The organism is Zymobacter sp. IVIA_12111.31 C1 (genome assembly GCF_047495495.1).
Classification (GTDB): Bacteria; Pseudomonadota; Gammaproteobacteria; order Pseudomonadales; family Halomonadaceae; genus Zymobacter.
This window is the reverse complement of record NZ_CP179930.1, coordinates 2,946,026-2,960,166: the sequence shown is the minus strand read 5'-3', so window position 1 is coordinate 2,960,166 and position 14,141 is coordinate 2,946,026. Positions and strand designations below refer to the sequence as shown.

Below are 14,141 nucleotides of genomic sequence, written 5' to 3'. Positions count from 1 at the left end.
TATACGAAAATAACAGAAATAGGCAAGAAAATAGAGCGTTCACTTACTGGGAATGGGAATGCGTGAAGACCCTGTACCTTTCGGCACGGGGTCTTCGATAAGCGGCGCCCTCGCCTGTCATCACGCACAAGGGCACATTGGGATCAAGCGGGCAGCAGGCTGTAAGCGATCTCACCCAGGTGGGTTGTCGTGCCATCAATATGCAACTGTACGCTCGGTCCAGCCGTGCGGCAGCGCTGCACGCTACCCTTCCCATCACTGCAATAGTTGGCGTAGGTGATCACGCTCATATCCGGCAGTACCAGGAAGGAATAGACGTTCTGCGGGTTGCTGCCCTCACCACCGGACCCGTGATGCTGACGGATAACGACGCCACTGTCGTTGAGCGGCACGTACTGGCCGAATAGGCTGTTGGCGCGGAACCCTAGCATGAACGCGCTATCAAGGATGGCATCGTTGGTCAGGGTCATCTTGCGGGCGCGCGTGACGCAAAACAGATAGTAGCCGCCTTTGTGAACGATGATGTTGGCGCGCTCAATCTCATCGGTGACCAGGTTCGCCGTCAGCAGAGGCGGTAGGTACTTGATCGTTCGATAGGTGTTATCGGTCAGCTCCGCAATCCCGATACAGCCATTGGCCTTGTACGCATCCGTGGTAGGCACATAGCGAGGTTCGTAGCGGCTGCTACCGACATAATCGCGACTCGTGGACGCTTCGGCACAGTAGTCCGAACCCGTATTGGCTTCAAAGAGCAGATAGGTTTTTTTGGTTGCCGGGTCCTTAAAGAAGTGCGGGTCACGGAAACAGAAGTTGTTGGTCTTGTTGTTGCCGACCTTGCCCTTGGCGGCCGGGTGGCTCTTTTCATACTGGTGCGCCTGCTGCGGCGTCTGGTAGTAGTGGCCATCTGGTGTCGCCAGCAAGGCATGGTACAGAGGCTTCTGAAGCACCAGTTTGCCACCCGTCACCGCGACTTTTTGAGTCAGCGTGGCCAGACGCTGGTCTTTCTGAGTTGACGCTGTGCTGGAAGCTTTTGCGATGGTATAGAACGTTTGCAGTGTGCCATCGGCACGCAGGATGGTGGAGCCGCTCCACTCACTACCTTCCTTGTCCAGAAGGCGATCAGTGACATAACCCCCCTTCGTGTAGTTCACACCATCTTTCGAATAGAAGTAGTAGAGACGCGTAGGGACATTCTTGTTGGTGGGAGCAACCAGTGCGACCAGCACGCGGTATCCCTGTACGCTGGCGATCTCGCTGTTCTCGTCCAGCACAATCCAGTTATCCCAGACATTGTAGCCGGGGATCATGGCCCCCAGCCGCGCGGGATTGAAGGTAGGAAACGTCGTTGCGGTGCTGACGCTGATTTTCGAGGCCTGTTCACGAGTCCAGTGGCTGATGACGGGAGATGTAGTATTCGTTGCCATTATTATTATCCGTTGATCGTCTCGTTTTTCGTAAAAGATATCTTTCGATATCAAAGGTGTTTCTTAATGAATGCGTATCCTGACGTCATTGTTTTCAAAAGGAAACAATAACGAGTTGTAATTGATGCCATGCAGACACCTTTGATACAGGCGCAATACATGATCGTTTGTAAGGTGCTGGAATACACGTTAGCCGGGTGGCGGCTCAGAAGAAGAATGACATGATTGAAGGCCTCTTCGCGTTGCCGCGAAGAGGCCTTGTGCATAGGAAAGAAGCCGTGCGTTATGCAGGCAGAATGTTGTAGATCACCTCACCCACGTAGGAGCGGTTGCCTTTGATGTGCAGTGACAGCGTCGGGCCCGCGGAGCGGTTCTTCTGCAGGTTGCCATCGGCATCGGTGCTGTACTGGGCATAGGTCAGCACGGTCAGGTCAGGCTGAAGCAGATAGGAATAGACGCTCTGAGTATCAGAACTGTTCATCATATCGCTGCTGAAAGACTGCTGGCGCAGCACGACACCGTGGCGGTTGAGCGGCGTGTACGGACCGAACAGCGAGCGAGAGCGGAAGCCCAGCATGAAGGTGCTGCGTTCCAGCGCCTCACAGCTCATCGCCATCTTGCTGACGCGACCGATGCAGAACAGGTAGTAATCGTCCTTGATCTTGAGCATGTTGACGCGCTCAATTTCGTCGGTCACCAGGTTGGAGGTCAGCAACGGCGGCAGGAAGCGCGCAGCGGTGTAGCCTTCATTGGTCAGCTCGGCGATACCGATGCAGCCATTGGCTTTCAGCTCATCGGGGGTCGGCACATAGTCGGGTTCGAACGAAGCGCTGCCGATGTACTCACGGCGTACGCTGCCTTCAGGGCAGATGGCGTTGCCGGTATTGGCTTCAAACAGCAGATAGCTGCGGCCGTCGGACGGGTCCTTGAAGAAATGCGGATCGCGGAAGCAGAAGTTGTTGCTCTGAGTGCTGCCCGTGGTGCTGGACGTGGGGAACAGCGTTTCTCGTTCGCTGGCCTGAGTCATGGTCTGGTAGTACTGACCGTCCGGCACGGTCAGGATGGCGTGATAGCGCGGTTCAGCCAGCGACAAGCGGTTGCCTGCGATGACGACATCCTGAATGGCGGTTGCCAGACGCTGGTCGTTCTGTACGGCCCCCATCTGACCCTGCCCCGGCATCTGGCTTTGCGAGCCGCTTTGAGGCCCCGCGGCCTGTGAGCCTTGTGCTGACATGCCGTCGGGCGGCATGCCCTGGCTGCCACGAGAACGATGGCTGCGGCCGGAATAGTCGCCGCTTTCTTTGACGACGGTATAGAAGGTCTGCAACGCACCGTCATTGCGCAGGAGGGTGGAGCCGCTCCATTCCTGAATGCCGCTCTCTAGCGGGGTGGTGAAGACCTTGCCGCCAGCCTGGTAATGAACGCCATCGCGAGAATAGAAGTAGTACAGGTTGGTTTCGTCGAAGCTGTCAGACGGTGCCGCCAGCGCGACCAGCACGCGGAATCCCTGAACGTCAGCAATCTGGTTGTTTTCATCAAGGGCGTACCAGTTGTCCCAGACATCATAGCCGGGCATCAGTACCTTGACCTGTTGAGGGTCGAAATGCGGAAAGTCGATAGCGTCATCGGCCTCAATCTGGCTGACTTGTTGGCGAGTCCAATGTGAAACGCGGGCTTTGTTAGCGGGATGATGGTGTAGATGTTTCATACCACTCCTTTCCTCTCTCTTTGTTGTGCTTTGTTTTTGAAGCCGCTCACAGCGCTATGGGCGATTTACCTTTCTTAAAGGCGTCGGTACTTTAGAAGTTTTTATCGAAAGGGTTAATTATTTTGTTTTGTATAAAAAGAACTGATAAATCAATACGCTGTGTATTTAAGAAAAAGGCCGTAGTCGCGATTGAAACGACAAAAAAGCGTGTAGATAACGGGGAAGAAAAAGGGGAGGTGGAGCGAGGGCCTACTGAACGGAGTGTATGGGCAGTGGTATAGGAAAATGTGGGGAGGGTAAAGGGCGCTCAGAGGCGCTCCAAGGGTAGAGGAGTAATTAGGCGATTGTCGGGAAGACCAGCGGCGGTTCAACGACGGTGGCCGGCAGGACGTTGTAGTACAGGTCAGTGATGCGCGTTTCCAGACCGTCGATTTCGAGCTGTACGGACGGCCCCGCAGTTTTGACCGATTGCAGCGTCCAGTCAGATGCCGTAGAGAAGTTGGCATAGCTGACGACAGACAGATCAGGCAGTACCAGCCAGGAGTAGATGTACTGACCGTTTTCGGACTGACCGTCGTAACGGTTGCCCAGAGATTTCTGCTGAATGACAACACCGGTTTTGTTCAGCGGTTCGTACTGACCCAGCATGTCTTTGGAACGGAAGCCGAGCAGGAAGTCACGGTTGATGAGATCTTCGTCCGGGATCGTCATTTTGTTGCCGTGGCAGACGCAGAACAGGTAGTAGTGGTTGTCGTAAACCATCAGCTTGATGCGTTCGATTTCATCGGTCACCAGGTTAGTGGTGAGGACCGGCGGCATCAGGTTGACGAAGGTGTATTCGTCGTTGGTGAACTCGGCCATACCGATGCAACCGTTGGCTTTCAGGTCGTCGGGGGTCGGTACGTATTCGACGTCGAAGTCTTCGCTACCGATGTATTTCTGTTTTACTGAACCTTCAGCGTCCAGCAGGCTACCCGTGTTCGCTTCGAACAGCAGGAAGGTTTTGCCCGTTTTCGGGTCCTTGAAGAAGGACGGGTCACGGAAGCACAGGTTGTTGGTCTGGTCGTCACCGAGTGCCAGAGAGTGTTTGGTCGGTGCACGAGATTCGCCCGCGTCGGATTCCCAGATTGTCTGGTAGTACAGACCGTCTGGCTCAGCCAGCAGTGCGTGGTACATCGGGTCAGCCAGGCTCATGCCGGCTTCGGTGACAGCGATAGTCTGGATCGCAGTAGCGAAGCGCTGGTGAGTCTGCCAGCCAGAAGACAGCTCAACACCCATTGCAACGGTGTAGAATGTCTGCAGGCGGCCGTCGTTACGCAGGATGGTAGAACCGCTCCATTCCTGTACATCGCTGAAGAGGCTTTCGCGGAATACGAAACCGCCCGGGATGTAGTGAACACCGTCTACGGAGTAGAAGTACGCGATTTTGGCGTGAGCGCTTTCTTCGTCGTCAACCGGACGAACCAGAGCGAACAGCACGGTGTAGCCATAGATGTCAGCAACGTTGCCTTCTTCGTCCAGTACGAACCAGTTGTCCCATACGTGGTAGCCAGGCATCAGCGCTTTGACTTTACCCGTGTCGAACGGAGGGAAAGTGTTCGTAGCGGTCGGGCGGATGCGAGTTGCGTTTTCGCGAGTCCAATGGCTAGCCTGGGAGACCGGGCGTTCTTCGATATCACGAACCGTGATGGTGTCAGCTTTGCGTGTCATAACATGTTTCCTTTTGTTGTTGTGCAACTAACTGTTATCAGGATGAGAGGTGAGTCATGCTCGATGCGCCGGGCATTCCGGCTGCGCCTTGGCAGGCGTCGGCTTGAACTCGCTGGAGCGGAAGCTGTTCACGGTCTTGCAGCGAGGACACTTCACTTCCAGGAGGCTATAAACCTCAGCCTTGAGCAGCAGGCGTCCGCAGGACGCACAACGTATCGGTTTCATCTCTATATGTTCACTTATGTTTCCTGTGTCGATCGAACCCGCCATATCCACAGTTGGATGAGTCGCTTCACGGCGGGGCTAGTGCGGCCAGTGGTCGAGTCAAACCTGATTGCCTAACTCGGCTGGCAGAAACATAAGAACACAATCGGCTACGTTTGAAACGCGACTGGATTTGTAATGGGGTTGATCACTATTTGCTTGAGTCAAACCCTTTCTATTTCAGTGTGTTACTTTTTGTAAATACGGTTGTAGGGGGGCATTTTACACGCCGCTGAAATGCCCTTTTCGTCAGGCAGGTGCGGCGGAATCGGGTTGGGACAGAACTCGTACTTTTCGTGCGCGATCAGTACGGCATCTGGGCATTTCGTGTTAATCTAAGCGCATCAGAGGACAGATGAGCCGCTAGCCGCTCAGCGTCCGCGATAGGCACAGGCGGGCATCTTCACGGAGATGTGTGCGCTGGCCTGCACACATCATGGAAAAAAGTAATGACAGATCAAGCAGTTGTCGGTGATGTTTCCAAGCTGAGAAACGTCGCTATCATCGCGCACGTCGACCACGGTAAAACGACGCTCGTCGACAAGCTTCTTCAGCAGTCCGGTACGCTCGACCGTAAGAACGAAGGTCAAGAGCGCATCATGGACTCCAACGACCAGGAAAAGGAACGTGGTATCACCATCCTGGCGAAGAACACCGCGATCCAGTGGAAGGACTACCACATCAACATCGTGGATACGCCTGGACACGCTGACTTCGGTGGTGAAGTCGAACGCGTTATGTCCATGGTTGACTCCGTGTTGCTGCTGGTCGACGCCGTCGATGGCCCGATGCCGCAGACACGCTTCGTTACACAGAAAGCGTTCGCACAGGGTCTGAAACCGATCGTGGTCATCAACAAGATCGACCGCCCGGGCGCGCGTCCTGACTGGGTCATGGACCAGATTTTCGACCTGTTCGACAACCTCGGTGCTACCGATGAGCAGCTCGACTTCCCGGTCGTCTATGCATCCGCTCTGAACGGCTTCGCCGGTATGGATCCGGATGACATGGCAGATGACATGGATCCGATGTTCCAGGCCATCGTCGACATCGTCGAGCCGCCGGCCGTTGAAGTCGACGGTCCGTTCCAGATGCAGATTTCCGCACTGGACTACAACAGCTACGTTGGTGTTATCGGTGTCGGTCGCGTCAAACGCGGCAGCGTCAGCCCGAACCAGCAGATCGTCGTCGTTGACGCCGAAGGCAATACCCGTCGCGGCAAGGTCGGTCAGGTCATGACCCACCTTGGCCTCGAACGCGTACAGACCGACAAGGCAACGGCAGGCGACATCATCTGCATCACCGGTATCGACTCGCTGAACATCTCCGACACGCTGTGTGATCCGGAAGCTGTTGAAGCACTGCCGGCACTGACCGTTGACCAGCCGACCGTTTCTATGACCTTCCAGGTCAACGATTCGCCGTTCGCAGGTCGCGAAGGTAAGTACGTCACCAGCCGCAACATCAAGGATCGCCTCGACCAAGAGCTGATCCACAACGTTGCACTGCGCGTACAGCAGGGCGAAACGCCTGAGAAATTCATCGTATCCGGCCGTGGTGAGCTTCACCTGTCCGTCTTGATCGAAACCATGCGTCGCGAAGGCTTTGAGCTGGCCGTAGGCCGCCCGGAAGTCATCATCCGTGACATTGATGGCGTCAAGGAAGAGCCGTACGAAGAAGTCATCATCGACTGTGAAGAGCAGCATCAGGGCTCTGTCATGGAAGAGCTGGGCTACCGTAAAGGTGAGCTGACCAACATGCTTCCGGATGGTAAGGGCCGTATCCGCCTTGACTACATCATCCCTGCGCGTGGTCTGATCGGCTTCCGTGGTCAGTTCCTGACCATGACGTCCGGTACCGGTATCCTGACCAGCCGCTTCGATCACTATGGTCCGCTCAAACCGGATGCAGCGATCGAACGTCGCAACGGTGTACTGGTTTCCATGGCGACCGGTAAAGCATTGGCGTACGCACTGTTCACGCTGCAGGAACGTGGTCGCCTGATCGCTGAGCACGGTACTGAGGTGTACGAAGGTATGCTGATCGGTATCAACAACCGTGCGAACGACATGGTCGTTAACCCGACCAAAGGTAAGAAGCTCGACAACATGCGTGCCTCTGGTAACGATGAAAACATCGTCCTGACGCCGCCGGTCCGCTTCACGCTGGAACAGGCGATCGAGTTCATTGATGACGACGAACTGGTCGAAATTACGCCGGTTCACATCCGCCTGCGTAAGAAATTCCTGACAGAACAGGAACGTAAACGTTCTAGCAAGAAGTAACGCTAGCGTTTGACGCTTCCAACGAAACGCCCTGCCGGTAACGGTGGGGCGTTTTTTTATGCCTAGAGGCCGACAAAAGAAGCACTACTCGCATCATGCCGATGAAAGGCAACGGCGTACGCTGTGCGGTGTCGGGCATGCGCAAGCCCTAGCAAGTGCTGCACCATGAATATTGCTCATGATGGAGCAATTGCCGCGAAGCTTGCGTCCGTGCCTATACTCCAAACAGGCTACGCAGCAGGAATCGCCCTGCCTGCGCCTTCGTTTTTCACGCTGATGAAAGGACGCTTCGATGAGCAAGGTACTGGTGCTGTATTACTCCATGTATGGACATATCGAAACCATGGCGAACGCCGTGGCGGACGGGGTGCGTAAGGTCGACGGGGTGCAGGTCGACATCAAGCGCGTTCCCGAGCTGATGGATGAAGATGCTTTCCGCAAGGCGGGGGGTAAGGCCGATCAGTCTGCACCGGTCGCTACACCGGACGAACTGGTCAACTACGATGCGATCATCCTTGGCGTGCCTACCCGCTTTGGCAACATGGCGAGCCAGATGCGCAACTTCCTCGACCGTACTGGCGGTCTGTGGGCACAGGGCAAGCTGTTCGGCAAGCTGGCGAGCGTCTTTGCTTCTACAGGCACGGGCGGTGGTCAGGAGCAGACCATTACCTCGACATGGACGACGCTGGCCCATCACGGCATGGTGATCGTTCCGATCGGCTATGGCGCACCGGGAATGGGAGGCGTAGAAGAGCTGCACGGCGGTACGCCGTATGGGGCGACCACGATCGCGGGTGCAGATGGTTCACGCCAGCCGTCCGAAGTCGAGCTGACCATTGCCCGCTTCCAGGGTGAACACGTGGCTAAGCTGGCAAAAGCCCTCAAAGGCTGAGGATCGACTGTGGCGATTCGTTCGCCGCTGGTCGCATTCGAATACGCGAAGGCCCCGATGGTTATGCCATCGGGGCCTTCGTTGTCTTCCGCTGTACGGAATCAGCTATAGCGCACCACAGTACGTTTCTTGTCTGGCACGATGACGGTGTCACCGGCCTGCAGGTCGTGCTGGACGCTCTGGTCGTCGACGCCGATGACTTTTGCCACCGAGCGCTTATCGCCGTCGCGGTCAATGACCTTCATGCGGACGTTGGTACCATGATAGCGCGCGGTGATGATGCAACCCGCTCGGGGAGCGGTTTTCACCGGGCGTCGAGAGTCGAACATGCCGCTTAGGCCGCTCGCAGGAGAATCCCAGTTAATCGTACGTGCATTCATGACAGCCTCGCTGAACCCAAGGCCCGAAGACAATGGGAAATCGATCTGAAGTGTGTAGCACATCGCGCGGACGCAGTGGGCCCTGGGCGATGTCAGGTGAACAGCAGGCGAAGATACTCCTGTGCTCACGGTGCTGTCACGGGAATTCTATTGTCATGCCGAATCGGCATGACATGCGAAATAGGTATAGCGGTCGGGTGCGGCAGAACCGCGGAATGCGTGGCTTACAGGCCCAGTGAGCGGCACAGGTCGGGCTGGACGATTTCGATCCAGTAGCCGTCGGGATCCTTGACGAAGGCGACGTCGCGCATCTTGCCCTGCTCCGGGCGTTTAACGAACTCGACACCGTTGGCATCAAACCACTCAACGGCTGCCTGTAGATCGGGTACGGCGAAGCAGATATGACCGAAGCCCTGAGGTTCGGCATTGCCGTTGTGGTACTGAAAATCGGCGTCGTTTTCCGTGCCCCAGTTATGGGTTAGCTCTAGCAGTCCTCGCTGCGAGAACGTCCACTGGTTGCGGTCGGCGGTGTCGCTGGGCACGCTCGCACCTTCGTCCAGATTAGCCAAGAAGTAGAGCGAGAAGGACATTTCTGGGAAGTCGAGCTTGCGTAGCAGGCGCATGCCGAAAACGCGGGTATAGAAATCCAGCGTGATCTTAGGGTCCTTAATGCGCACCATGCTGTGGTTGAGCGTGAAGCCTTGGGTTTGAGGTGCACTTTGTTCACTAACGCCGGCGGCCTGTTCAGTGAAAGCCATTATGCAATTCCTTCTCTATGAGTGTGATGTTGGCAAGAACATAAGGGCTTCACCGTTCTCTATCAAGAATAAAATCACTGACTGATAAAGTGTTACATTAGCTGCTTTGCAGTAATAGTGAGATGAAAAAGGAGGGGGGATGAAGATTGATGAACTGATTGAAAAGCAGCGTCGGCGCAATGCTGAGAGAGGATGGTGTGTGCTGATCATTGCTTTTCTATTTATATCAGTCTGCGGGATAGGTGCTTTGCTCGGCTACTTTAAAATCATGACGCGCTTCCGATTATTTCACGAAGAAGTCCAGCGCGAGCTTGATGATAAGGCTCGGGCTAAACAGAGAGAAGAGGAGCGAGTGACCCATTTCTGGGAAACAGAAGAGGGGCAACGTCGCGCTACTTGGCTAGATCGTCCTTTGCTGTCGCCTCAAGCTCATAATTTATACAAAGAAATTCTTGTGAAAAACTATGGCGAAAATCCATTGCACCCTAGTGATGATGATCCTGTCGTAGCGCAGCTGCTTGAGCAGTACCCTGTGATCAAATGGTCTGATGACAACCACGCAGTACCGTTTAAATGCCAACCTGCTGGCGGAGAATGCCATCCCACTGAGCCAAAGGATGGAGACGCTGTAATTGTTGCTGGGTGCCAGTCTCAAGTGGTCAAGCGGCGTGGAAGAACACTATCAACTTACTGGGATAATGGCATTCCTATTCAGTTTCGGGCTGAAGCTGGTGATAATGTTACTATGAGTTATATCCAAGGTTATAAAGATAGTAGATTCTTTTTGGGTGGAAATTATCAGATGACACTCTGCCGATATCATGTGTTACCTTCCAATAAAGATGATAAAGAAGTTATTTTTGATCAATGTATAGCACCTTCACGTGTAACTGCCCCTGTTGTGGAAAATTTAGCAAAAACTACACAGCAGCTGACTTACCGTGATATATGGTATCTGCTTCATCAACATCAGGAAACGCAATATAGACAATCTATTATTGATTGGCCTTTTAGCAAACCAGGCGATGATAATGTCGCGCCAGAACATAAAGTGCAAGGGGCTGACTTCTATACTTATGCAGTGTGGACGGCCATTGTTCAACAGGATAAAGAATGTAATATTCGCCATTTTAATAACTGCCCTGATGTAGGCGATGATGATATTATTGACTACTTCCAGTCGGTGTTTATTGATAATGGCATCCCTGATCCCTTTGGGGATAATAACTTGACGGATATAAATATCAAACGTCAAGGAGAATGGTAATGAATAATAATATATATAGATATATTTATCGATTTACCCTTTTTGTATTTTACACACTATTATTTATCAACATATTGCTTTGTTTAGATGCTACGATACGTGTACTAAGCTTTGATCAATCGAAGCATTTTGCTTCATTCGATACGTTCTACATCGGAACAATCAGAACAAATAGTACGGCTGCAATCTTTCTGAGTTGGATGTGGTTTATTCCGTTGGCTACTTCCCTACTGTTCCTCCATTTCATGTGGCGAGCTCAGCGAAAATTATTGGCATGCTACGGAAGCTGGGCAATATTGATTATTGGTATATGTTCTGCGCTATCAATAACACCTGGCCCTTATATTTTTAAGGTCGAACTTGAGGATCCTTATCGCTATATAACAGTGGCTTCACCTTATTCTAATTTGAGCGGTGTGTTCGATAAGCATGAGCTACCTTATCTTGATATTTTTAGCACTAACTTCTCTCTTGTTGGTGACGATGATGAGATGAACGAGCCTTGTGTTGACCGCTATATAAGGTTCCGTTGGCCGATATATATAGAGACCAGCTGGGTGTGGTGGCACTCTTATAGAGAAGAGGAGGATAGAAGTGATCCTTATCACGATAGCTCCCATTATCGCCAAGAGGAGCAATCTCCTCAGATGATTGAGCGTCGGCGTCAGCAGTGCCGTGCTGTTACCGCTTCGTTTAAATAAATATGAAAAGGCCCCGCTCGAATCATCGAACGGGGCCTTTTGGGTCAGCAGTAAAGCTTATTCGCCAGTCGCTTCGTTGATGCGGTCAGTGGCCTGCTGTTTCTGTTCTTGGATGGTGTCGCCTGCTTTCTGCTTGGTTTCGGACGCTTTGTCCTGCGCTTTCTGCGCTACACCGCTTTTGTTGCCTGTGTTGGTTTTGGACTGCACTTTGCGGCGTGCATCGTGGGATGTTTTGGTTGCAGATTCTTTAGCGCTGTCGGCTTTCTTCTGAGCGGCTTCTTTGGTGTGGTTCGCTTTCTGCTGCAGCGTAGTAGCTGTATCAGTAGCGCCAGCAGTGGTCGGTTCTGCTGCCAGAGCGACGGAAGAGAAACCCAGAGCGCTGATGATTGCCAGGGTGCTGCCGATGCGACGAGAAACTGAAGACATAGTGATGCTCCTTGCTTTCTTTTGATGCGAAAGGATACCCCGCCTGCTGGTCGCTATCGTATTGCGCCATCAGGAAGATGTGTTCATCTGCTAGTGGTGTCCCACTGTAGGCTGAGACTCGGTTGTGTAGGGGGAGTTCACTTAAGATCCGCTTCAGTTTCATGTGTTCATATTTTTTCCTTATTTTTATCGGTGGCATGACTGGGCAGATAGGCCGATCGCTGGGCCTTCATGTTGAAGGCTAATCCGCTGTTTATGGACGCTTTTATTCGCGGGAGAGAGCAGCCCTATCGGGGTGTGAAACGGGCGCTGGCAGCTATGCGCTATACATACGCTAACAGGGCACTTTGGCCGATCAATGAGTCAGGGGACAATCGTCGTTGATGCGGGTCTCTATCATGGAGGGCACGCTGCGACGGGCCTGACGAGCTATGCTTTCACACTGGGAATACCGTGGATGAACGAGATAAGCGGCAGAGAGAGGCAGGCAATGGCGGGACTGGGGCGTTGGATAGTGATGATGAGCATGCTGCTGCTGATGGCAGGGTGCGCAACGACGGCATCGCGTGCACCGCTCAAGGTGACCGATGGCCCAGTCGATGGGCGACGCCAGAAGGTCATTGCTACGGCCCAGCGCAGCGTCGGGGTGCCCTACAAGTTAGGGGGAACGTCGATCAACGATGGCGTTGATTGCAGCGGCCTTGCCCTTCTGGCCTATCGTCAGGCAGGCGTCTCGCTGCCGCGCAGCAGTAACCAGCAGTACCACTTCCTTCCCAAAGCGCGTGTTGCTCAGCCGGGCGATCTGCTGTTCTTCGGCAGCAAGGGTCAGGCTTGGCATGTTGGGCTGTACGTGGGCAACAACACCATGATTCACGCACCTGGAAAAGGGCGGAAGGTGCAAAAGACATCGCTGGACGTCGCCTACTGGAAATCGCACTACCTCGGCGCGGGTCGATTGGCGCCCTGACCCCCATATTTTCTATTCCCACCACCTTGCGGTGCGAGAGCGTTCGTTTAGGGAACCGGGCGCCATGATGTCACTGCACGGTCAGGCGTCGTCTGACGTCTGCTGCTGCGAACTTTTCAGGCGGGCATGCCGCTGACGGTAGCGGGCCAGAAAGTCTGCGATGCGTCCGATGGCTTCGCGCAGATCGGATTCATAAGGCAAGAATACGATGCGGAAGTGATCCGGATCGGGCCAGTTGAAGCCGGTCCCCTGCACGAGCATGACATGCGTCTCTTCCAACAGCTCTAGGAAGAACTGTCGGTCGTCGGCGATGGGGTATACCTCTGGGTCGAGGCGCGGGAACATGTACAGCGCCGCGGCTGGCTTGACGCAGCTCACGCCGGGAATCGCATTGATCAGTTCATAGGCCAGATCGCGCTGACGGCGCAGCCTGCCTCCTTCCTTGACCAGCTCTTCTATGCTCTGGGTGCCGCCCAGCGCTGTCTGGATCGCCCATTGCCCTGGCACATTGGCACACAGCTTCATATTGGCGAGCATGTTCAGACCTTCGATGTAGTCCTTGGCCGCCTGCTTATTCCCTGACACGATCAGCCAGCCCGCGCGGTAGCCGCAGGCGCGGTAGCTTTTCGACAGCGAGTTGAAGGTAAGGGTGAGCACGTCGGTGGACAGGCTGGCGAGCGCTGTGTGCTTCGCACCTTCATACAGGATCTTGTCGTAGACCTCGTCAGCAAGAATGACCAGCTCATACTCGCGTGCGATCTGGATGATCCCTTCCAGCACGCTGTCAGGGTAGATGGCCCCCGTCGGATTGTTGGGGTTAATCACGACGATCCCTTTGGTGCGGGGCGTGATCTTGCTGCGGATATCGTCCAGATCGGGTATCCACCCTTCGGCCTCGTTGCACCGGTAGTGCACGGGCTCGCCCCCTGACAGGCTGGTGACGGCGGTCCACAGCGGATAGTCCGGAGCTGGAATGAGCAGTTCATCGCCATTGTCGAGCAGGGCATTGGTGGCCATCGCGATCAGTTCGGAGGCACCGTTCCCCAGATAGACGTCCTCCATCGTGACATTGGCGATGCCCTGTGTCTGCGAGTAGTGGACGACAGCCTTCCTTGCTGAAAAATTGCCCTTGCTGTCCGAGTAACCTGACGATTGGGGAAGGTTGCGGATCATGTCCTGCTGCACTTCCTCTGGGGCGTCGAAGCCAAAGACCGCTAGGTTGCCAATGTTGAGTTTGATGATCTTGTGACCGTCATCTTCCAGCTGCTTGGCTTTGTCCATGATCGGACCACGGATGTCGTAAAGCACGTGGTTCAATTTGTTTGACTTCGTGATGGCTCTCAATGCCTTCTCCTTGTT

The 14,141-nt window shown here is 54.2% G+C and carries 13 protein-coding genes; 5 read left to right on the top strand and 8 right to left on the bottom strand.

Annotated features, from left to right (window positions below; all coding sequences use genetic code 11):
• Window positions 1-143 precede the first annotated feature (143 nt).
• The 4 genes from ACMHYW_RS13185 to ACMHYW_RS13170 form a co-directional block, all read right to left on the bottom strand.
• A complete protein-coding gene (locus tag ACMHYW_RS13185; RefSeq protein ID WP_414500319.1) occupies window positions 144-1,424 on the bottom strand; it encodes a glycoside hydrolase family 68 protein in 1,281 nt (426 codons plus the stop codon).
• A 283-nt stretch (window positions 1,425-1,707) separates the two neighbouring features.
• Entirely contained in the window at window positions 1,708-3,132 is a 1,425-nt protein-coding gene (locus tag ACMHYW_RS13180; RefSeq protein WP_414500318.1) for a glycoside hydrolase family 68 protein, read from the bottom strand.
• A 336-nt stretch (window positions 3,133-3,468) separates the two neighbouring features.
• Window positions 3,469-4,842: a glycoside hydrolase family 68 protein gene (locus tag ACMHYW_RS13175; protein WP_414500317.1), complete on the bottom strand. Its 1,374-nt coding sequence runs from the start codon at window positions 4,840-4,842 to the stop codon at window positions 3,469-3,471.
• Window positions 4,843-4,896: 54 nt separating this feature from the next.
• On the bottom strand, window positions 4,897-5,067 hold the full coding sequence (locus ACMHYW_RS13170) for a Com family DNA-binding transcriptional regulator (protein WP_120185394.1): 171 nt from the start codon (window positions 5,065-5,067) through the stop codon (window positions 4,897-4,899).
• 488 nt (window positions 5,068-5,555) lie between these two features.
• Between ACMHYW_RS13170 and typA the strand changes: the two genes are divergently transcribed.
• Entirely contained in the window at window positions 5,556-7,391 is a 1,836-nt protein-coding gene (gene typA / locus ACMHYW_RS13165) for a translational GTPase TypA (protein ID WP_414500316.1), read from the top strand.
• A gap of 292 nt (window positions 7,392-7,683) precedes the next feature.
• Window positions 7,684-8,283, top strand: a complete 600-nt coding sequence (gene wrbA, locus ACMHYW_RS13160; RefSeq protein ID WP_027704315.1) for an NAD(P)H:quinone oxidoreductase — start codon at window positions 7,684-7,686, stop codon at window positions 8,281-8,283.
• Window positions 8,284-8,384: 101 nt separating this feature from the next.
• On the opposite strand, the gene ACMHYW_RS13155 is transcribed toward wrbA, so the two are convergent.
• Window positions 8,385-8,663: a hypothetical protein gene (locus ACMHYW_RS13155; protein ID WP_038277514.1), complete on the bottom strand. Its 279-nt coding sequence runs from the start codon at window positions 8,661-8,663 to the stop codon at window positions 8,385-8,387.
• A gap of 224 nt (window positions 8,664-8,887) precedes the next feature.
• A complete protein-coding gene (gene gloA / locus ACMHYW_RS13150; RefSeq protein WP_414500315.1) occupies window positions 8,888-9,421 on the bottom strand; it encodes a lactoylglutathione lyase in 534 nt (177 codons plus the stop codon).
• 139 nt (window positions 9,422-9,560) lie between these two features.
• Here gloA and ACMHYW_RS13145 point away from each other — a divergent pair, with 139 nt between their 5' ends.
• Together ACMHYW_RS13145 and ACMHYW_RS13140 are read left to right on the top strand one after the other, a co-directional pair.
• Window positions 9,561-10,688, top strand: coding sequence for a hypothetical protein (locus tag ACMHYW_RS13145; protein WP_414500314.1), 1,128 nt, complete (start codon window positions 9,561-9,563; stop codon window positions 10,686-10,688).
• Window positions 10,688-11,389 carry a hypothetical protein gene (locus ACMHYW_RS13140; protein ID WP_414500313.1) on the top strand — a complete coding sequence of 234 codons (702 nt, stop codon included), beginning with the start codon at window positions 10,688-10,690 and terminating at the stop codon, window positions 11,387-11,389. The genes ACMHYW_RS13145 and ACMHYW_RS13140 overlap by 1 nt, the downstream gene beginning before the upstream one ends.
• Window positions 11,390-11,446: 57 nt before the next feature.
• Here ACMHYW_RS13140 and ACMHYW_RS13135 read toward each other — a convergent pair whose 3' ends face one another.
• A complete protein-coding gene (locus ACMHYW_RS13135) occupies window positions 11,447-11,815 on the bottom strand; it encodes a hypothetical protein (RefSeq protein WP_414500312.1) in 369 nt (122 codons plus the stop codon).
• Window positions 11,816-12,173: 358 nt separating this feature from the next.
• Between ACMHYW_RS13135 and ACMHYW_RS13130 the strand changes: the two genes are divergently transcribed.
• On the top strand, window positions 12,174-12,782 hold the full coding sequence (locus ACMHYW_RS13130; protein WP_414500311.1) for a C40 family peptidase: 609 nt from the start codon (window positions 12,174-12,176) through the stop codon (window positions 12,780-12,782).
• A gap of 81 nt (window positions 12,783-12,863) precedes the next feature.
• Here the strand turns inward: ACMHYW_RS13130 and ACMHYW_RS13125 are convergent, their stop codons facing one another.
• On the bottom strand, window positions 12,864-14,090 hold the full coding sequence (locus ACMHYW_RS13125; protein WP_414501515.1) for a pyridoxal phosphate-dependent aminotransferase: 1,227 nt from the start codon (window positions 14,088-14,090) through the stop codon (window positions 12,864-12,866).
• Window positions 14,091-14,141: the final 51 nt, after the last annotated feature.

Excerpts from the sequence above, each read along its gene's own strand:
- ACMHYW_RS13185 (WP_414500319.1), bottom strand. The coding sequence starts at position 1,424 with ATGGCAACGAATACTACATCTCCCGTCATCAGCCACTGGACTCGTGAA.
- ACMHYW_RS13180 (WP_414500318.1), bottom strand. The coding sequence starts at position 3,132 with ATGAAACATCTACACCATCATCCCGCTAACAAAGCCCGCGTTTCACAT.
- ACMHYW_RS13175 (WP_414500317.1), bottom strand. The coding sequence starts at position 4,842 with ATGACACGCAAAGCTGACACCATCACGGTTCGTGATATCGAAGAACGC.
- ACMHYW_RS13170 (WP_120185394.1), bottom strand. The coding sequence starts at position 5,067 with ATGAAACCGATACGTTGTGCGTCCTGCGGACGCCTGCTGCTCAAGGCT.
- typA (WP_414500316.1), top strand. The coding sequence starts at position 5,556 with ATGACAGATCAAGCAGTTGTCGGTGATGTTTCCAAGCTGAGAAACGTC.
- wrbA (WP_027704315.1), top strand. The coding sequence starts at position 7,684 with ATGAGCAAGGTACTGGTGCTGTATTACTCCATGTATGGACATATCGAA.
- ACMHYW_RS13155 (WP_038277514.1), bottom strand. The coding sequence starts at position 8,663 with ATGAATGCACGTACGATTAACTGGGATTCTCCTGCGAGCGGCCTAAGC.
- gloA (WP_414500315.1), bottom strand. The coding sequence starts at position 9,421 with ATGGCTTTCACTGAACAGGCCGCCGGCGTTAGTGAACAAAGTGCACCT.
- ACMHYW_RS13145 (WP_414500314.1), top strand. The coding sequence starts at position 9,561 with ATGAAGATTGATGAACTGATTGAAAAGCAGCGTCGGCGCAATGCTGAG.
- ACMHYW_RS13140 (WP_414500313.1), top strand. The coding sequence starts at position 10,688 with ATGAATAATAATATATATAGATATATTTATCGATTTACCCTTTTTGTA.
- ACMHYW_RS13135 (WP_414500312.1), bottom strand. The coding sequence starts at position 11,815 with ATGTCTTCAGTTTCTCGTCGCATCGGCAGCACCCTGGCAATCATCAGC.
- ACMHYW_RS13130 (WP_414500311.1), top strand. The coding sequence starts at position 12,174 with ATGAGTCAGGGGACAATCGTCGTTGATGCGGGTCTCTATCATGGAGGG.